The organism is Peptoniphilus sp., from assembly GCF_034090345.1.
Lineage (GTDB): Bacteria > Bacillota > Clostridia > Tissierellales > Peptoniphilaceae > Peptoniphilus.
On record NZ_JAXDSS010000023.1, the window covers coordinates 1 to 19,055 of the forward strand.

At 33.3% G+C, this 19,055-nt stretch carries 23 protein-coding genes, 1 riboswitch and 1 other annotated feature; of the genes, 6 read left to right on the plus strand and 17 right to left on the minus strand.

All coding sequences use genetic code 11. The annotated features are described in order from the left end of the window. Positions 1–149: 149 nt before the first annotated feature. Both rplL and rplJ read right to left on the minus strand, forming a co-directional pair. Entirely contained in the window at positions 150–530 is a 381-nt protein-coding gene (gene rplL / locus SOR77_RS02080) for a 50S ribosomal protein L7/L12 (protein WP_320635545.1), read from the minus strand. Positions 531–566: 36 nt separating this feature from the next. Then, positions 567–1,103, minus strand: coding sequence for a 50S ribosomal protein L10 (gene rplJ, locus SOR77_RS02085; protein ID WP_320635546.1), 537 nt, complete (start codon positions 1,101–1,103; stop codon positions 567–569). Positions 1,104–1,111: 8 nt separating this feature from the next. After that, positions 1,112–1,236, minus strand: a sequence feature (ribosomal protein L10 leader region). A gap of 252 nt (positions 1,237–1,488) precedes the next feature. Between rplJ and SOR77_RS02090 the strand changes: the two genes are divergently transcribed. Genes SOR77_RS02090 through SOR77_RS02100 form a run of 3 tightly spaced genes read left to right on the plus strand, consistent with a single transcriptional unit; the run spans position 1,489 to position 5,639 of the window. Continuing rightward, a complete protein-coding gene (locus SOR77_RS02090; protein WP_320635547.1) occupies positions 1,489–2,190 on the plus strand; it encodes an ABC transporter ATP-binding protein in 702 nt (233 codons plus the stop codon). 12 nt (positions 2,191–2,202) lie between these two features. Beyond that, complete coding sequence (locus SOR77_RS02095) at positions 2,203–4,302, plus strand: COG1361 S-layer family protein (protein ID WP_320635548.1); 2,100 nt, start codon at positions 2,203–2,205, stop codon at positions 4,300–4,302. Further along, the gene (locus tag SOR77_RS02100; protein WP_320635549.1) at positions 4,302–5,639 is read left to right on the plus strand and encodes an ABC transporter permease; all 1,338 of its coding nucleotides are present in this window, start codon (positions 4,302–4,304) and stop codon (positions 5,637–5,639) included. Before SOR77_RS02095 ends, SOR77_RS02100 begins: the two co-directional genes overlap by 1 nt. Before the next feature lie 155 nt (positions 5,640–5,794). On the opposite strand, the gene SOR77_RS02105 is transcribed toward SOR77_RS02100, so the two are convergent. The 15 genes from SOR77_RS02105 to rpmG form a co-directional block, all read right to left on the minus strand. Further along, complete coding sequence (locus SOR77_RS02105) at positions 5,795–6,547, minus strand: hypothetical protein (RefSeq protein ID WP_320635550.1); 753 nt, start codon at positions 6,545–6,547, stop codon at positions 5,795–5,797. Then, positions 6,548–7,147, minus strand: coding sequence for a DUF1700 domain-containing protein (locus tag SOR77_RS02110; protein ID WP_320635551.1), 600 nt, complete (start codon positions 7,145–7,147; stop codon positions 6,548–6,550). Then, a complete protein-coding gene (locus SOR77_RS02115) occupies positions 7,140–7,460 on the minus strand; it encodes a PadR family transcriptional regulator (protein WP_320635552.1) in 321 nt (106 codons plus the stop codon). Before SOR77_RS02115 ends, SOR77_RS02110 begins: the two co-directional genes overlap by 8 nt. A 262-nt stretch (positions 7,461–7,722) precedes the next feature. Continuing rightward, positions 7,723–8,382, minus strand: a complete 660-nt coding sequence (locus SOR77_RS02120) for an MgtC/SapB family protein (RefSeq protein WP_320635553.1) — start codon at positions 8,380–8,382, stop codon at positions 7,723–7,725. A 9-nt stretch (positions 8,383–8,391) separates the two neighbouring features. Further along, positions 8,392–8,754 carry a DUF1667 domain-containing protein gene (locus SOR77_RS02125; RefSeq protein WP_320635554.1) on the minus strand — a complete coding sequence of 121 codons (363 nt, stop codon included), beginning with the start codon at positions 8,752–8,754 and terminating at the stop codon, positions 8,392–8,394. After that, entirely contained in the window at positions 8,754–9,998 is a 1,245-nt protein-coding gene (locus tag SOR77_RS02130; protein WP_320635555.1) for an NAD(P)/FAD-dependent oxidoreductase, read from the minus strand. The genes SOR77_RS02125 and SOR77_RS02130 overlap by 1 nt, the downstream gene beginning before the upstream one ends. Beyond that, positions 9,995–11,428 carry an NAD(P)/FAD-dependent oxidoreductase gene (locus SOR77_RS02135; RefSeq protein WP_320635556.1) on the minus strand — a complete coding sequence of 478 codons (1,434 nt, stop codon included), beginning with the start codon at positions 11,426–11,428 and terminating at the stop codon, positions 9,995–9,997. The genes SOR77_RS02130 and SOR77_RS02135 overlap by 4 nt, the downstream gene beginning before the upstream one ends. A 100-nt stretch (positions 11,429–11,528) precedes the next feature. After that, positions 11,529–12,881 (minus strand): amino acid carrier protein, encoded by a 1,353-nt coding sequence (locus SOR77_RS02140; protein WP_320635557.1) that lies wholly within the window; start codon positions 12,879–12,881, stop codon positions 11,529–11,531. Positions 12,882–13,035: 154 nt separating this feature from the next. Continuing rightward, a complete protein-coding gene (locus SOR77_RS02145) occupies positions 13,036–13,758 on the minus strand; it encodes a glycerophosphodiester phosphodiesterase (protein ID WP_320635558.1) in 723 nt (240 codons plus the stop codon). A 119-nt stretch (positions 13,759–13,877) separates the two neighbouring features. Beyond that, positions 13,878–14,447, minus strand: coding sequence for a glycerol-3-phosphate responsive antiterminator (locus SOR77_RS02150; protein ID WP_320635559.1), 570 nt, complete (start codon positions 14,445–14,447; stop codon positions 13,878–13,880). Between the two features lie 69 nt (positions 14,448–14,516). Further along, positions 14,517–15,215, minus strand: a complete 699-nt coding sequence (rplA, locus tag SOR77_RS02155; protein ID WP_320635560.1) for a 50S ribosomal protein L1 — start codon at positions 15,213–15,215, stop codon at positions 14,517–14,519. Positions 15,216–15,254: 39 nt separating this feature from the next. Continuing rightward, positions 15,255–15,680, minus strand: a complete 426-nt coding sequence (rplK, locus tag SOR77_RS02160) for a 50S ribosomal protein L11 (RefSeq protein WP_320635561.1) — start codon at positions 15,678–15,680, stop codon at positions 15,255–15,257. Positions 15,681–15,737: 57 nt separating this feature from the next. Beyond that, the gene (nusG, locus tag SOR77_RS02165) at positions 15,738–16,301 is read right to left on the minus strand and encodes a transcription termination/antitermination protein NusG (RefSeq protein ID WP_414153379.1); all 564 of its coding nucleotides are present in this window, start codon (positions 16,299–16,301) and stop codon (positions 15,738–15,740) included. Between the two features lie 20 nt (positions 16,302–16,321). Beyond that, positions 16,322–16,540: a preprotein translocase subunit SecE gene (gene secE / locus SOR77_RS02170; RefSeq protein ID WP_004820425.1), complete on the minus strand. Its 219-nt coding sequence runs from the start codon at positions 16,538–16,540 to the stop codon at positions 16,322–16,324. Between the two features lie 18 nt (positions 16,541–16,558). Next, positions 16,559–16,708, minus strand: a complete 150-nt coding sequence (gene rpmG / locus SOR77_RS02175) for a 50S ribosomal protein L33 (protein WP_004820424.1) — start codon at positions 16,706–16,708, stop codon at positions 16,559–16,561. A gap of 267 nt (positions 16,709–16,975) precedes the next feature. Continuing rightward, positions 16,976–17,073, plus strand: a riboswitch (TPP riboswitch). A gap of 46 nt (positions 17,074–17,119) precedes the next feature. Here rpmG and thiM point away from each other — a divergent pair. From thiM to thiW, 3 genes are read left to right on the plus strand one after another with little or no spacing between them, the layout of a single operon-like run. Beyond that, positions 17,120–17,917, plus strand: coding sequence for a hydroxyethylthiazole kinase (thiM, locus tag SOR77_RS02180; protein WP_320635563.1), 798 nt, complete (start codon positions 17,120–17,122; stop codon positions 17,915–17,917). Further along, positions 17,895–18,551: a thiamine phosphate synthase gene (gene thiE, locus SOR77_RS02185; RefSeq protein WP_320635564.1), complete on the plus strand. Its 657-nt coding sequence runs from the start codon at positions 17,895–17,897 to the stop codon at positions 18,549–18,551. The genes thiM and thiE overlap by 23 nt, the downstream gene beginning before the upstream one ends. After that, positions 18,541–19,044, plus strand: a complete 504-nt coding sequence (gene thiW / locus SOR77_RS02190) for an energy coupling factor transporter S component ThiW (RefSeq protein ID WP_320635565.1) — start codon at positions 18,541–18,543, stop codon at positions 19,042–19,044. The genes thiE and thiW overlap by 11 nt, the downstream gene beginning before the upstream one ends. The last annotated feature ends 11 nt before the right edge of the window (positions 19,045–19,055 follow it).

Genomic DNA, 19,055 nt, shown 5'->3' on the forward strand with positions numbered 1-19,055 from the left:
TAGGAGTTTTGTTTGCTATGTTTATTTTTAGTGGTTTTTGGTTTATTTTGGTTTAGGATCTATTTTAGCTGCTATGTGTTGATTTTTACATAATAAGAGAGACTCATATTAATGAGTCTCCCCAATATTTGACATAGAGCCTTTTTTAATTAAGCAAGTTCTACAGTTGCTCCTGCTTCTTCTAATTTAGCTTTAAGTTCTTCAGCTTCTTCTTTGCTTGCGCCTTCTTTAACTGCTTTTGGAGCTCCGTCAACAATAGCTTTAGCGTCTTTTAGTCCAAGCCCTGTAGCATCTTTAACTACTTTGATAACTTTAACTTTTTCTGCTCCTGCATCTTTGATGATTACATCAAATTCAGTTTTTTCTTCAGCTGCTGCTGGAGCTGCACCTGCTACTGGAGCTGCTGCTACTGCCATAGGAGCTGCTGCTGATACTCCGAATTCTTCTTCTAATGCTTTAACAACTTCTGAAAGTTCTAATACTGTTAAACCTTTGATTTCTTCAATAAGTGATTGTACTTTATCTGACATTATAATATCCTCCTGTTTGTGCTTTGCACTAAATTTTTATGCTGTTTCCTGTTCTTTCTTTTCTGCTATGGCATTTAATACCACTGCAAGTCCTCTAATATTTCCGTTAAGTACATTAACAAGACCTTGAATTGGACTGTTCATGCTGCCAAGTAACTTAGCAATAAGTACTTCTTTAGACGGTAATTTAGCTAGACCTTCTACTTCTTCTTTTGAAATTAATTTTCCGTCTACAATACCGGATTTGATTTCAAATGCTTCATGTTCTTTAGCGAATTCAGCTGTTACTTTTGCTGCTGAAACCGGATCTTCTAGTGAAAATGCTATCGCGCTTGGTCCTACTAGGTATTCTGAAATTTCAGTTTGTCCAAGTTCTTCGAACGCACGTCTCATCATAGTATTTTTGTAAACTTTGTATTCTACATTAGCTTCTCTGTATTTACTTCTAAGTTCAGTCACTTCTTCTACAGTAAGACCTCTGTAATTAACAAGTACGATACTTTGAGCGCTTTCAATTTTTCCTTTGATTTTGTCAACCAATTGGACTTTTCCATTTAGCTTTTCTTCTTTCACTATTTCACCTCCAAATATAAAAAATCCCATCGCAGACTGATGAGATTAAGAAATTCGTATTTAAAACGATCTTACCTCGGTAGGATTTTTAAGATTTCTCCCCTACTGTCTGCGGTCAATTAACATAAATATTCTATCTTTCACAGGACACGTTGTCAAGACTAAATATACAATTTGTTAAAATTAATTTCTAGAGTTGTCAAACATATGTTACAACCCTAAATGTTTTAAATAATATGATTCAATTTAGGTTTAACTTTACTATCTTAGATGTCTTCTTATACTTAATAGTAGTTTTATAAATTAACCTTTGACTTTTCTTAGTAAAACTAAAATTTACTATCGCTTATGAATTTTGTTATACTGTCTATACAAGGAGGTAATTATGGATTCTTTTATAGAAACTAAAAATCTTACCAAAGTATATAAAATGGGAGATTCTTCTGTATATGCCTTAGACAATGTCAATCTCAAAATAAAAAAAGGACAGATTGTATGTCTGCTCGGCACATCTGGAAGTGGAAAATCAACTCTTTTAAATATACTTGCCGGCCTTGATAAGCCAACCACCGGTCAAGTCTTTATAGGAGGAATTGATATAGTTGGTTTAAACGAAGACCAAATCACAAAATTTAGACAACACAATGTTGGTTTTGTATTTCAATCTTACAACTTAATCCCAACTCTTAATGCGTCAGAAAACGTCAGCCTTGGACTTACTTTTAAAGGTATTTCTAAGGCAAAGCGCAATGAATTTGCAAAAGACATCCTTACAAAAGTCGGGCTAGGAGATAGATTGCGACACAAGCCAAATGAAATGAGTGGTGGACAACAACAAAGAGTTTCAATAGCTAGAGCCTTTGTCGATAGTCCTCCAATTGTGTTTGCCGATGAGCCAACCGGTAATTTAGATAGTAAAACATCTGATGATATCATGAAACTTATGTGCTCAATATCTCGAAAACATAATCAAACGTTGATTATTGTAACCCATGACGTTGAAACTTCTGTCTATGCTGATGTGATTATACATATGAAGGATGGAAAAATTATAAATATAGAAGACAATGTTTCGTTAATTTCATAACTCGGAGGAAAAATGAAAAAATTCACAATTTATTTATTATTAATTTTGCTATTATTTAATTCAAGCATTGTAAGTGCAGGTAATGTAAAAACAACATCTAATTTAAAACTCAATGTATCTGCACCACAAACTATAAATTTAACTGATGTAGAAGCCGCTGCTGTAAATATTACACTAAACAATCCATCTAACGAAGAAAACATCTCCGGAATTTCAGTACAAGCTTTTATCGAAAATCCTGACAAAGTGTATATTGATGGAGATGGTTATGCTGTAAACAACGGTTCAATAGGACAAAATAATTCTTTAAATGGCACTTTTTATTTGAGAACCGAAAAAGATTTTACCACTAAATCTGTGCCTATAAAGCTAAAACTTAGATACTATGTAAATCAAACTTTCATTGAACAGGAAGAAACTATATATGTAAGAGTTATAGCCCCTGAAAAACCGGTAAATCCGTCTCTTGAAATTTCAAAGAGTTCTCTGTGGACCGGTTCTGTACACCCCTCTAAATCATTTGAAGTTCCATTTACAATTAAAAATACCGGAGATTCGATAGCTAAAAACATAAAAGTTTCATTAGAAGGCCTTGAAAGCGGAAAGATAACTCTTGCAAAGGGCCTCTCTACTGTTGATATAACTTCTTTAGAACCTGGTAATTCAACACCTGTATTCTTTGATTTAAAATCTGACACATCAACACCTGCCGGAAGTTATATGCTGACTTTAAAATATTCATTTGTAGGTGATGACGCAACTAAAGCTCCTAAAGAAGGCTCTTATAGTTTTTCAATAGATGTATTAAAAGCATCAAAATCTTCTACGAATTTAGAATTTCAAAATGTCGTATTCCCTACTAGAGTTTTGAGTAGAAACCAAAGTACTACAATAGGTTTTGACATAGTTAACACTGGTAAAAATCAGGCAAAAAATTTAGTTGTAACGGCACTTTCTCAAGACCAAAGTGGTCTTGCTTCAAAATCCGTTTCAAAAGTTTTAACAAAATCATTAGACCCGGGACAATCTAAACACTATTCTTTTGATTTCATTACAACTCCTTCTGCTGATACTAAAAATTACCCTGTGGAGTTAAAAGTTTCTTATGGCGACGGAGCAGAAGGTACTTTAGATGCTACTCAAATTGTCGGTGTTTTCATAAAAGCCCCTAAGCCGGTTGACCCTAACGCTAAAGATACATCACCAGTTCCTAAATTGATTTTAGAAGAATATTCTTTTGACCCTGAAATCATAGAGGCGGGAATGCCATTTAAAATGCATTTAAAACTCTATAACACAAATGCAAAAAAATCTGTTAGAAATATAAAAATACTTTTGACATCAGATGCTCAAGAATCTGTTTCAAATAATTCAAACAATTCAAATAATTCTCAATCAAGCGGAAATAATAATACACCATCTACAGCTTCTGTATTCACTCCTGTAGGAAGTTCCAATACATTCTATGTAGATGAGATAAAACCCGGAAAGAGAGTTGAAAAGGAAATTGTATTTACTACAGTTCCTGATACTGCTGCCAAGACATATACTGTAATAGCAAATTTTGAATACGAAGATGCCAAAGCTGAAAAATATCAAGCATCTGAGCAAATTGGTATACCTGTAGTTCAAAAAGCAAAACTTGATATAGGAGATATAGTCCCTCAAGGTGAATTTATAGTTGGGCAGGAAAACCCAATCACTGTTGACTATTTCAACACTGGAAAAGCCTCACTTTACAATGTGTTAGTTAAGATAAGTGGTAAAAATTTAAAATTCGACATACCTTCAAGCTATAAAGGGAACTTTTCTCCTGGAAGCTCCGAACAGTTCACAGTATCAGTTACACCTGAAAAAGCTGGTAAAGGAAAATTTGAAATAGAATTTTCATACGAAGACTCAACCGGCAAAAAAGAAACTTTAACTAGAGACTATTCATTTGATGCACAAGATTTCTCGGCTCCTGAAACCATTGATGAAATGCCGCAACAAAGTTCTTTTAATCCTTTGCTGCTAATCATTCCACTAATTCTTTTAGGTGCTGGTGCAGGCGGATTTATATTCTATAAAAAGCGTAAACAAAATAAAAATGATGAGGATTTGAAATTGTAATGAACTTAAATGATTTAATTTCTATGGCTATAAAAAATTTAAAATCGAGAAAGCTGAGGACGTTCTTAACAGTTCTCGGTGTCATTATAGGAACTACTTCAATTATAGTCATGCTTTCCATCGGATTTGGATTTCAAAAAATAAATACTGCAATGTACTCCTCAATGGGTAATTTGACAATCTTGGATTTACAAAAAAACTTCGGCTCAATGAATGCTGAAATGGGGCCTAAGACAAAAGATAAAAAACTTAATGATATGGCTGTTACAGAAGTGTCTCGTGTTGAGCATGTCACTTCTGTAATGCCTATCTATAAGGCCTCTGCTACATTTAGAAGCGGTCGTTACGTCAATGAATGGGTAGATGTTGTAGCTATCCCGCCTAAAGTTATGAATGACTTTGATTTTAAAATACAAGATGGTAGACTTCTCACGAATGGAGATACTAAATACATTGTCTTTAGTGGCGGTGCTGCCAAAAACTTTAGAGATCCTAAGAGAATAAATATCGATGCTTCATCAAAAGTAGAACCTATGAAAAGTAAAATTGAAATTTCAAAAATAAATATAGAAAACTCAGAAATAAATGGAAATTTTACAGAAGATGAGGACAAACCCATGTATTCAGAAAAAATTTCTGTAGTGGGCGTGTTAGTACCAAACGAAAACGACTGGCAAAATTACAATACAATTTATATGCCTATAGATTACTTAAAAAAATTAGCTAAAGATTCTGCCCAATTTTCTAACACAAATCCACCTAAATTTAATGAGTATTCTATTATAAAAGTTAAAGTTGATGATATAAAAAATGTAAAAGCTGTTCAAGATAATATCAAAGCCATGGGATACAATGCTTCAAACATCTTTGCAGAAATTCTTGAAAGCCAAAATAAAAATATATTGATAGTGCAAGCAGTATTTGGAGCAATATCTGCTGTATCATTTTTAGTGGCCGCCATAGGTATCACCAACACAATGATAATGTCAATTTACGAAAGAACTCGAGAAATAGGTGTAATGAAAGTAATAGGAGCTTCGATAGCTGATATAAAAAAACTATTCTTAATCGAGGCTGGTTTCATAGGTCTTTTAGGAGGAATAATTGGAGTCGTATTTTCTCTAATACTTTCCTCTGTATTCAATATCTTGGCAAAAGGATTCTTGATGTCCAGATTCCAACTCAATGGAGACTTTGATCCAAAGATATCTTATATTCCTTTTTGGTTGATTTTAATTGCACTGTTATTCTCTTGTTTAATTGGAATTTTAGCAGGTTATTTCCCTGCAAAACGTGCAATGAAATTATCCGCCTTAGATGCAATTAGAAGTGAATAGAAAAATATGTTGCATTGGCAACTAATAGAATTTGCTTACAATATTAAATAAAATGGATGCTCGTCTATATTTTTTAAGTAGCATCCATTTTATTTTGTGTTGAATTCTTTTGTTGTAATAACTCATGATATAAATTTTTAAAAGCTCAGGTTATCTTAATTGTCTATAGATATTGCTCCATTTACTGTACCTATTTCTATAGTATTTCTTCCGTTCTTAATTTTTTCATCTATTTTTTTTGGAAATATATTACTTTTTTCATTTTCAAAGAATGTACTGACCGCTCCATTTATTGAATTTATTTTTATGTTAGCATCAAAATTTTCCATCTTTATATTAGCCGCTCCATTTATTTCCGAAATTTTTATATTAAACGACTCCTTACTATCTATACCTAAAGCCCCGTTTACTTCCTCTATTGTAAGCGCCTTAATATTTGTGTCTACTGACATAGCCCCATTTAAGTTAGTTATTTTTGCTACCAACTCCTCCGGATTTTTTGAATATACTATCGTTCTTCTATAATTATTTTTAAACAAATCTCTTATTGAAATAATATCCGTTTCTCCACCCTTATCGTCAATAATTAGTTTACAGTTTTCAAAACTATAATCAATATTTCCCTTTTTACCATTAGTAATTTTTATTCCGTCGTAATTTGATTGTTTTATTAATAGACCACCATTTAATTTTTCTATATAAAGTTCTTTTATCTCGACATCAAAGTTTTCTTCTTTATCAAAATTTTCTATATTTGAAAATGCTTTTTGCTCTTTAATATCTTCTATAATACTCAAGTCAATTGCTGAATTTTTTAACTTATCTCTATCATTTATAAAAAATGAAATCCCAGCAATTATCAAAGCTGATACTCCTAATAACAATACTATAATAATAAATCTCTTCATCTATCTCACCAACTTCCATCTTATTGCAAAAAATACATCTCCAACTGTTCTAATAAAAAATTTTAAAAATTTAATTCCTAAATACAATAATATTATTCCAAAACAAATTAGCGCAATCCCTGTAAATAATCTTGTTATTGGATTTGCCAAAATAGCAACTTCTGAAACCGGTATAAATGGAAAAAAGCTCAAAAATAATCCAATCCCGCCTACTATCAAACCCACTCCAGCTCCCATAAGTCCCATAAATATTCCAAATGCCAACCCGAAAATACCTGTAATAGCGCCTATGATTACCGGAGCAAAGATCAAACCTAAAACTATCAATAAAATATTTCTTGATGTATTATCATTTTTTTCTATATTTTCTTCATTTTCTATATTTTCTTTTTTTGTAGCTTTTTGAGGGTCTCTTCCCAAGTACTCTTTAGCTATGTCATCAGGATATCCAAGTTCTTCAGCAATCTTTTCTTCAGTTTTGCCTTGTTCTATTCCCAAGTTAAAATGCTCTTCATAATCATAGATAATATCATCTACAACTATTTTGGGCAGTTCTCCAAGATGATATCTTAATAAATTCAAATAATCTTTTTTATTCATCCGTTTCACCTTTCAATATCATATTTACAGAATTAATAAATTCAAACCACTCTTCAATTTGTCCTTCATATTGTTTTTTCCCAAAATTAGTAATAGCATAGTACTTTCTCGGCGGTCCACTTTGAGACTCTTCTAAGTATGTAGAAACATATCCTTCATTAGATAGTCGCCTAAGTAGAGGATAGATACTGCCTTCTGAAATATTTATATGCTTTGAGATTTTTTCTACCATTTCATAACCATAGTGGTCTCTATCCTTGAGAAGTGCAAAAACTAAAAGTTCTAAAACACCTTTTTTAAACTGTACGTTCATATAATTCCCTCTCTTCAGATGCATAATATCACAAGCTACCTTTTAATGCAAGGTACTGAGTATAAAATAATACTAATTAAAATATTACTACCAATCCAAAAACTTTTTTATTAATTTACTCTATAGTTTGTAAATATGTATTACTTTATAAATAATTTATCAAATTATAACTTTTGAATTATCTATCATATAGAATAGCTAAATTTATAAATTTCATTAAAAACCCCCTTTCACTATGTCTAGCAAAAGGGGGCATATTAGATTATAGGATATAAAATTTTTCAACGTCAGGATTTTTTTCAAGCATTTCTGAAATTCTTATAACTTCATCTTCATCATCCGATAAAAATCTCATATTTATTGTAAGTTTACTTTCGCCGCCTAGTTGTTTTACGTTGCTATATTTGATCTTCTTGTATCCAACATGCTGTTTAATTTCATCTATTACAGTTAAATTATTTGCTTGAACAACAAGAGTGTGTGTAGCTGCGGCAGAAAAAAATACTCCTCCGACATATAGCATACTTTGTACTGTCGCCATTACCATGCATACAACTATTCCAACAAAATATAAGCCTGCGCCAAAGCTCATGCCTATAATCGCCATAGTCCAAATACCTGCTGAGGTAGTCAGCCCACTTATTGTATCATCTTTAACAAAAATTACTCCTGTTCCTAAAAAACCTACTCCTGAGACAATTTGTGCCGCAACTCTCGCAGCATCATAGTGAGGAGTATCTGCAAAACCATACTTAGAAATTATCATGCCGAGGCAAGCTCCAAGTGATACTATTATATGTGTTCTTATTCCGGCAAATTTATTTCTATTCTCTCTTTCATGTCCTATTATAAAGCCGCACACTACCGAGAGAGCTATTCTAAGTAGTAATTCTAATTCAAATCCAAAATCAAAATTAAACATCTTTTATCGCTAAGCAATAACTTCAATATTTGAAGTTGCCACAATGTCAACTCCGCTTTCTAAAATGTTTTTAACAACTACATCTCCTATTCTAAGTGGGGCTTTTATCTTTAAACCTCTGATAATATTTAACACATCAAAAATTTTATCTTTATCTATAGGTTTTGTAGTCTTCACTGAAGCACAATGATATTTTCCCCCATCTATATTCACAACAGATGTAATAATTCTCTTAGGCGAAGTCACTTCTGCCTTAGCATATACCTCCCCTCTTTTACAATTATTTCCTCTTACTGATATTTCTCCATCTTCAACTTCCACTTCCAACTCACAACCTATTGGACAAGTTATGCAAACCATTTTACTTCTCATTATTCCTCCACTGAAAATACTAATTCTCCACTTTCTGAAATATCATCTTTTTTCAAAATTATTTTTTCCATTTCTGCAGGTAACAACAAATTTTTCCTTCTTCTGTAAATTTCTCTTCCATTAAGTTTGGCTACCAAGTCTTTGTCTTTAAATACCCTTTTTACTCTGAACCTAATTGTATATTTTTCTGTGTCAGTTATGTCTATTTTTAATGGAACTGTATATCCTATGCCATATCCGGTCTTTAAATCAACTTCTCCTCTTGAAATTTCCATCTTGTTTTGAACATACTTTGCTGCACCTATTCCCGCTTGTTTAGCTTCCTCAGAAACATAGTCCACAAGGTCGTGAACGTGAAGTACATTCCCACACGCAAAAACGCCCTCTACATTTGTCATAAAGTTATCTCTAACTTCCGGACCTCTTGTTCGATTATCAAGTTTAACACCTATCTCTTTTGATAACTCATTTTCAGGTATCAGACCACAAGATAATAGCACTGTATCACAAGGTATATACTCTTCAGTTCCTTCTATAGGTCTTAAATTTCCGTCAACTTCTGCAACGTCAACTCCTGTAACTCTATCCTTGCCATGTATGTTTACAATAGTCTTTGAAAGTTCAAGAGGTATTGAGTAATCATTTAAACACTGAACTATATTTCTCTTAAGCCCATTTGAATGAGGCATTATCTCCAAAACTCTCTTTACGTTTGCTCCTTCATAAGTCATTCTTCGAGCCATTATAAGTCCAATATCTCCTGAACCCAATATTACTACTTCTTTACCCGGCATAAGTCCATCTATGTTTATAAGCTTTTGAGCTGCTCCGGCTGTATAAACTCCCGCCGGTCTATTCCCCGGAATATTTAATGCTCCTCTTGGTCTCTCTCTACAACCCATTGCCAAAACAATTGATTTAGCTTTTATTCGTTCTATCTTCCCTGAGTTCATAAGTGTCAATATTTTTTCAGCGTTAATATCAATCACAGTAGTATTTAAAATATACTCTATTTTTTCATCTTCTACTTTTTTATAAAATCTATTCGCATACTCAGGCCCGGTCAGTTCTTCTTTAAACGTGTGTAGACCAAATCCGTTATGAATACACTGATTTAATATTCCACCAAGTCTATCGTCTCTTTCTATTAGTAAAATATCATTTAAACCTTGTTCGTGAGCACCTAGGGCAGCTGCCATTCCGGCAGGTCCTCCCCCAACTATTACAACACTGTACTCTCTCATATTTCTCCTCTTTTCCCAACTATTAAATTAGAGCCTTCACCATTTTTCAATACTTCTGTTTCATCTATATTAAGTTCTCTCGCTAAAATTTCTATAATTTTTGGTGTGCAGAATCCTCCTTGACATCTTCCGGCAGTCGCTCTTACTCTACGTTTTATTCCATCTATTGATCTAGCCCCCAATATTCTATTTATACTATCTACTATTTCCCCTTCAGTAACTCTTTCACATCTGCAAACTATATTCCCATATCTGCCATCTTGTTCTATAAGTTTTTCGTGTTCTTCAAAAGAAAGCTCACGAGTACATACAATAGGATTTCTCTTTGTAATGAAGTCCTTATTTTCTTCGAAGTCATATTTTTCAGCAATCATTTTGGCAACTTTCCTTCCAACTGCCGGAGATGCTGTAAGCCCTGGTGATTCCATTCCAGCTACATCATAAAATCCATTTCTGCCATCTACTTCTCCAATTACAAACTCATGCTCTTCCGTTGCAGCTCTCAAACCTGTAAAAGAAGTTATAACTGTTCCAAAAGGAATATTATTTATAAATTTTTGAGTATCTTGATAAATATAATCCAATTCATCTCTTGTAGTAGTTGTATTTTCTTTATCCTCTATAAACGTTGAAGTAGGTCCAAGTAAGACATTCCCATCTATTGTAGGAGTTGCTAAAATTCCCTTTCCTCTTTCAGTAGGTAATTGGAACATAACGTGATTTACAATTCCATTCGCTTCTTTATCTAATAAAAAGTATTCGCCTCTTCTCGGCATAATTTTTATTTTATTTTCGCTCACCATGTTGTGAATCACATCAGCAAATAAACCCGCTGCATTTACCACAGCTTTAGATGTAAATTTCTCCTTGTTGGTCTTTATTAAATAACCATCTTCTAAACAGTCTATACCTTCAACCTTTTGATTAAACTTGAATTCAACCCCATTTTGAGCTGCATTTTCAGCCATGGCTATATTTAATAAAAATGGATCAACTATTCCAGCTTCACTACAATACAAAGCGGCAACTGCTTCTTCAGAAATATTTGGCTCAAACTCTCTAAGTTTTTCTCTATAAATTATTTCTAATCCATTAACTCCATTTTTTTCGCCTCTAACTTTTAACTTCTCAAGTTGCGGTATATCTTCTTCTCTAAAAGATACAACTAATGAACCAATTTTTTTAAATGGAAATGCCAACTCTTCAGACAACTTCGGCATCATTTTATTCCCTTCAACATTCAGTTTCGCCATCAAAGAATCTTCTCTTGCATCATATCCCCCGTGGACAATACCTGAATTTGCCTTTGACGTTCCAACACATACATCAGCACCACTCTCCAAAACTAAAAACTTTCCATTATAAGCTGACAATTCTCTAGCAACTGCTGAGCCGGAAACTCCAGCTCCTATTATTACAACATCATACATAGACATTCTCCCCACTAAAAAAGAGCACGACAAATACATGTCATGCTCTTCTCAAAACTCATTGCATTGATTTTATTATAGTCCTTTTATAAGATTTTTTCTATTTTTTATCTATCTTTTCAAAATAATCTTTAGTTTGCTCTCTAACTCTAGGGAATAAAACTAGTAGCGCAATCATATTTGGAATTATTACAAGCCCCATTGCAATATCTTGTACAGTCCAAACCAAACTTATTTTACCAAGAGAACCCACCATACACAATAATGGGAATATATATTTAACCTTTTCTGTTACTCCTGATCCGTATGCATAAGTGAATGACTTAGCTGCATTGAACCATTGACCCATAAGTGTTGTGAAACAGAATATTAAAAGTGCAAATATAGCAATATAAGACAAAGGTTTATAAACTGTTCCTATTGCAGTTATTGCCATACTTGAAGCTTCAATTGAACCATCAATTGCAATTCCTGAAACCCCTACAGTTAAAGCTGTCATAGTACAAATTATTATTGTATCTAAGAAAACTTCTGTTACGCCTGTGATACCTTCCTCAACCGGATGGTCCACAATTGCAGTACCATGAGCAAAAGGTGCAGTTCCTTCCCCAGCTTCATTTGAATACATACCTCTTGCAATACCGTATTGCATTGCTCTGGCAATTATAAAACCACCGGTTCCGCCTGCAACTGCTTCAAATGAAAAAGCTTGAGAGAAAATTTCTCCAAATACAAGTGGTACAGATTTAATATTTAATAAAATTACTACAGTACAAAGTACACAGTAAAGAATGCTCATAAGAGGAACTAATCTTGTAGCTACGTTTGCAACTCTCCTTAAACCACCTAATGTGATAGCAAGTAATAAAATAACTAAAATTGCTCCTGTAATCTTTGTATCAACATTAAAGTTAGCTTTCAATATAGTTGCAATTGTATTTGATTGAACTAAGTTAGCCCCCATCATCTTAATTGTCATTAAAATTGCTATTATGATTCCCAACCATGGAGCTTTTAATCCATCTCTTATATAGTACATAGGACCTGATAAAATTCTACCATTCTTCTCTCTTCCTCTGTATAATTGAGAAAGCACAATTTCACCATATTTAAGAGCCATGCCGAAAAATGCAGCAAGCCACATCCAGAAGATAGCTCCAAATCCACCTGAAACTATAGCTGTTGCAACCCCTACTACGTTACCTCCACCTATGTTTCCTGCCAACGTTACCATCATTGCTTTAAAAGTTGAAAGTGAGCCCTCTTCTTTTTCCACATTTCTTTCTTTAAAAGAACTTACCAAAGTTTTGTTGATTATGTATTTGAACCTTCTAACTTGAATAAATCCATTGGCAAAAGTATATAAAACTCCAAGACCAAGCAATACATAAACTAACCAATTTCCCCACAAGACTTTATTAAAAGCCTCTAAAAATTGCTCTAAATTTTCCATATTCTCCTCCTTGACAATAAAAAAGAGTAGAAGAAATCAATTAAAATAATCGAAAACTTCTACTCATCTCTCACTGTTCCGCTATTTTTTTATAATGTTACCATATTTTTTTATAGTTCGCAAATGTTATCATAAATTTTATTTTGATAAACTTCTATTTTTCCATCTTGTGTTTTATAGCCTCTATCTCATCAGGGTAATCTGTTATTATTGCATCAACTCCCATATTGATAACTTTTTCAAAATCCCACTTTTCTGAACCAAACCATACGTTGACCCCAACTCCATTTGCATGTAGTTCCTCTACAAGTTCTTGAGTCATTCCATATCCTGATGGATGATAAAAACCAGAATTTAATTTTTTTACATAATCCCATGGCTCATGCATCCAACTATCTGTCAACAGACCATATTTTAAATTAGGATTTACTTCTTGCATTCTTAATATTGAAAAATGGTTGAATGAAGAGATAACTACTTTATCTTCTAAGTTATACTTTTTCAATAATTCGTCAACTTTTTCTTCAATCCCCTCATAACTATAAACACCAGTCTTCAACTCAATATTTGTCAATATATCCATATCTTTTACATATTCTAAATACTCTTCCAAGAGTGGAATTTCTTCTTTTTCTAAGTCAAAACCATCTGCTGCATTAAATTTTATAAGTTCTTCATATGTATAATCTTGTACTCTTCCAACGCCATCAGTTGTCCTATCTATTCGCTCATCATGAATAATTACAACTTTTCCATCCTTAGTTAAATGTACATCAAATTCTATTCCGTCGGCTCCTGCTTCAAAAGCTTTTTTAAAAGCTATCATAGTGTTCTCAGGATATTTTGACCTAAACCCTCTGTGTGCAATATTAAGCATTGTTCCCCCTCTTGTCTTATAAAAAATAAAAAGAACCCCCGTCATAGACCGAAAGTTCTTCTCCTAACTCCATAATTTCAGCTAATATAAATATACACAGTTAAAATTGTATTGTCAAATTATAAGCCCCACACATTTTTATTTGTAGAAGATATGCACATAGCCCCTGCATTTAATGCTTCTATAATTTCATGTTTGTCTGAGATTAATCCGCCTGCTATTATGGGTATTTTTATTTTATTCTTAATTTTTTGAATTACCGGACTTATTATACCCGGAAGTATCTCAACCATATCAGGACTAGATTTCACTACATTGGTTTCAAGATTTTCAAGAGCCATAGAATCTATTATAAAAATTCTAAATATTGTAAACAAATTTAATTCATTTGCCCTTTTTATATTATTTATCCTAGTCGAAATTATTCCATCTGCTCCGGTATATTTTTTAATAAAGTCCACAGAAATCTCTCTAGCTGCTAAACCGTCTATCAAATCCACATGGACTATTACATACTTTTCATGTTGTTTTATTTTTTTTACATAATCTGCAATATTTACTATATTGCCAAATAGCAAAAAAATTATTTTGGAATCTTCCTCTAAAGCTCTATCTAATTCAATTTCATTTTTTACAGCCATTATAATTGGACTCTCTGATATATAGTCCAATATTGTATCTTTATTCAATTAAGTTCCCTTTCTTCAATGCTATGTTTATTTAAAAAAAGAAGCGGGATTCCGCTTCTTAAGATGTTTTTATTCAGCTAATTTTTGTCCGTTTACTTTAATTCCAGGACCCATTGTAGTTGCAAGAGTTACTGATTTTAAATATCTTCCTTTTGCAGCAGCCGGTTTAGCTTTGATTATAGCTTGCATAATAGCGTTGAAGTTGTCAGTAAGTTTTTCTACCCCAAAAGAAACTTTACCAATAGCAACGTTGATTATAGCAGCTTTGTCCACTCTATATTCAACCTTACCAGCTTTAGTTTCTTCTACAGCTTTTTGTACATCAAATGTAACTGTTCCTGACTTAGGGTTTGGCATAAGACCTTTAGGTCCTAAAACTCTACCTATTTTACCTACTACACCCATCATATCAGGCGTTGCTATCATTACATCAAATTCAAACCAGTTTTCTTGCTGAATTTTTTCAACAAGTTCTTCTCCACCTGCATAGTCTGCGCCAGCAGCTTCAGCTTCTTTTACTTTATCTCCCTTTGCAAGTACAAGTACTCTAACGCTTTTACCTGTTCCGTGAGGAAGTACTGTAGTACCTCTAACTTGTTGGTCTGCATGTCTAGGATCTACACCAAGTCTTACTGCAAGTTCAACAGTTGAGTCAAATTTTGTAGTTGGAGTCTTTGTTACAAGTTCCATAGCTTCAGCTACATCATAAAGTTTAGTTCTATCTACAAGTTTAGCACTTTCTAAATATTTTTTACCTCTTTTTGGCATTAATTCCCTCCTTGTGGTATTAACGGAATACTCCTCCCACTAATCTATTACTTCTACACCCATACTTCTTGCTGTACCAGCTATCATACTAATAGCTGATTCAACACTTGCTGCATTTAAGTCAGGTAATTTAGTTTCAGCTATTTCTTTAATTTGAGCCTTTGTTATCTTACCTACTTTTTTCTTGTTAGGTTCTCCACTTCCTGAGTTTAAATTAATTGCTTTTTTAATTAAAACCGCAGCCGGTGGAGTCTTTGTTACGAATGTAAAAGATCTATCTTGATATACTGTTAAAACTACCGGAATTATAAGTCCGGCTTGGTCAGCAGTCTTTGCGTTAAATTCTTTTGTAAACTGCATAATATTTACACCATGAGGTCCTAATGCAGTACCTACTGGTGGTGCCGGTGTTGCCTTCCCGGCAGGAATTTGTAATTTTACAAGTGCGATTACTTTCTTTGCCATTTTATTTCCTCCTTGTGGTAAATCGGGATTACCCTCCCACTTCATAGAATTCCTATTCTATTTCTTAATAATTTGATTGAAGCCCAATTCAACTAAAGTATCTCGACCAAACATTGATATAGAAACTTTAACTTTACTCTTCTCATAATTTAAAGAGTCTATTTTACCCATGAAACCATTGAAAGGTCCATCAATTACTTTGACTTCTTCTCCAACTTCATAGTTTTCATATAACTCTTTGTCATCAGTTACTCCAAGAACTCGTACTTCTTCATCTAAAAGAGGTACAGGTTTAGATCCGGGACCTACAAATCCTGTTACTCCTCTAGTATTTCTGACAAGGTACCAAGATTCATCATTCATAATCATCTTCACCAAGACATATGAAGGGAACATTTTTCTCTCTTTGACTTTTCTCTGTCCATCTTTACTTTCTACATATTCTTCAAGTGGAACTTGGATGTCTAATATATAGTCCTGCATATTTCTATTTTGGACCATTGCTTCCATATTATCTTTTACCTTATTTTCGTGTCCTGAGTAAGTATGAATTACATACCATTTTGCCTTATCTTCTTTTTGATATGATTGTTCGTCCTGGTTATTTTTGGGTTCGCGTATTTCCTGATCCAAAATATCACCTATCCTATGATTAGGTTTAATAAGAACATAACAATCTTATCGTATATTGTAAGAAGAATAGAAAAAGCTATAACTGCTGTTATTACAATCATAGATAAGTTAACTATTTCTTTCTTTGTAGGCCAAACAACTTTTTTGAATTCTGATTTCACGCCTCTGAAATATTTTCCTAGGCTCTTGTCTTCTACTTTTTGAACAGACTCCTTGCTAGTTGCCATTTCGTCCTCCTATTAAAGTTACTTAGTCTCCTTATGAGTTGTATGCTCCTTACAGAACTTACAATACTTCTTTAGTTCTAACCTTTCAGTGGTATTCTTCTTGTTCTTATAAGTGACATAATTTCTTTGTTTACATTGTGTACACTCTAAAACCACTCTATCAGCCATAAAAACACCTCCTATAAAAAAGGGCCTCTTGAGAGCCCTTGCTGGTCAATGACCTTCGTGTTAAATTTACTTATGTATGTTATCATAAATTACTTGATTTGTAAAGTATTATTCATAAATAAAGCCGATGATTGCACTGTTTTAACTACATTCAATCAGATTAAATAAAAATATTTCCAAGTTGTATACATCCAATTAAATTTAATAAAAATTATATACCCATTATTTATATTGAACATTGAGAATACGTTATTTTTATGCTACTATTTAAATATGCAGGGGGACTCTATGAGTTGAGAAGGCTAAAACCTGACCCTTAGAACCTGTCGGTTAACACCGTGGAAGGAAGCATTACATAATTTTTGCATGCTTACTCCCACAGGGAGTATTTTTTATTTTAAGGAGACTTTAATGGAAAAAATTTTTAAAATGGAACTTAAAACCATAAGAGAAAAAAGACCTTTAATCGAGTGTCTTACAAACAATGTCACAATAAATGACGTTGCCAATGCCATACTTGCCATAGGTGCCTCGCCTATCATGGCTCACTCAGTGTTAGAACTTGAAGATATTATAAAAAATTCAGGATCTGTCTATGTGAATCTCGGCGGAATATGTGAACAGTCTTTAAAAGAAATGAGATTTGCCGCAAAAATGGCAGAAAAATATCAAAAGCCACTAGTGCTTGATGCAGTTGGTTCCGGAAGCTCTTCAATAAGAAATGACTTTACAGATGAATTTATAAAAAATAAAATTTCTATAATTCACGGCAATTACTCAGAAATATCTTACATAGTAAACAAATCTTCAAACTCTAAAGGAGTTGATGCATCTTTTGATGAATCAGTCTCAATGATAGATGTTGCAATAAAAGCAAGTCAAATTACAAATTCAGTTATTGTAGCTACCGGAAAAATTGATTATGTAACCGATGGCAAAACTTGCTACTCAGTTGATAACGGCGTTGAAGAAATGCAATTGGTAACAGGTTGTGGTTGTATGCTAACCGGACTTCTATCAGCCGGAGCAGCTGCAACAGATAACTTTTTAGAATCTGCTCTTACAATAACAACACTCATGTCCGTAGCTGGTGAACGAGCAAAGAATGGAATGCGTGGTCTTGGAGATTTCCATATAAATTTAATTAACGAGCTATCTACAATTAATTACAAAATTTTGAAAGAAGGTGCGAAAATTGAAAAGTGTTGATTATTCAATCTATCTTGTAACAGATAGATCCCTTATGACCGGAGATAATTTATTAAATGCAGTTGAAGAATCTTTAAATGGCGGAACTAAATTAGTGCAGCTTAGAGAAAAAAACGCCACTACTCGTGAATTTTTAGAATTAGCTGTAGAATTAAAAGAACTTTGCCATAGATATAATGCTAAATTATTGATTAATGACAGAATAGATATAGCACTTGCTGTCGATGCAGATGGAGTTCACCTGGGACAAACTGATATCCCCGCTGATATAGCAAGAAAAATCCTCGGAGAAGATAAAATTATAGGTATCAGTGCTCAAACCATTGATAGAGCAAGAGAAGCTGAGTCTCTAGGTGCTGATTACATTGGAGTTGGCGCAGTTTTCCCAACTAAAACTAAAGACGTAATACACGATATGAATCCTGAAATTTTGAGCTCAGTTGCAGCTTCTGTAAGTATCCCTGTAGTTGCAATAGGAGGAATAAACAGAACGACAATAGATAATTTAAAAGACATAGATGTTGCTGGGTATGCAATAGTCACCGGAATACTAATGGCAGAAGATAAAAAATATGAAACTGAATACCTATTAAAAAAATATAGAGAAAATACGAGGGCATTTAATGCAAAATAATAAATTAAAGAAGATGATTTTAGCAGCGCTTTTTGCTGCAATTAACATAGCTGTTTCAAGCGTGGCATTTATAACAAACTTTGTTCCATTTCAGCATGCTACAAATGTAGTCGGAACAGTTTTCTTAGGTTCAACTTATAATTTGGCACAAGCTTTTATCAGCGGTACAGTTCGTATGTTTATTCTCGGCAGGCCTTTTACAGCTTACACCGGCGCTGTCTTCGGCGCTGTACTATCTGCTATTCTATATGAAAAGACAAAATCACTTTTTGCAGCCGGCATTGGAGAAATTTTTGGAACCGGTGTAATAGGAGCCTTAATTTCATACTATCCTATGAGATATCTTTTCACTTATCCGGGTCTAAAACTTGATAATGAACCATTTTGGTTTTTTATGCCAATGTGGATTCCGGCTACTATTACGGGAAGTATTGTTGGAATAATAATAGCTAAAATACTTTTAAAAGCAAACTTATTTAACAAGCTAGTATAAATTTGATATTT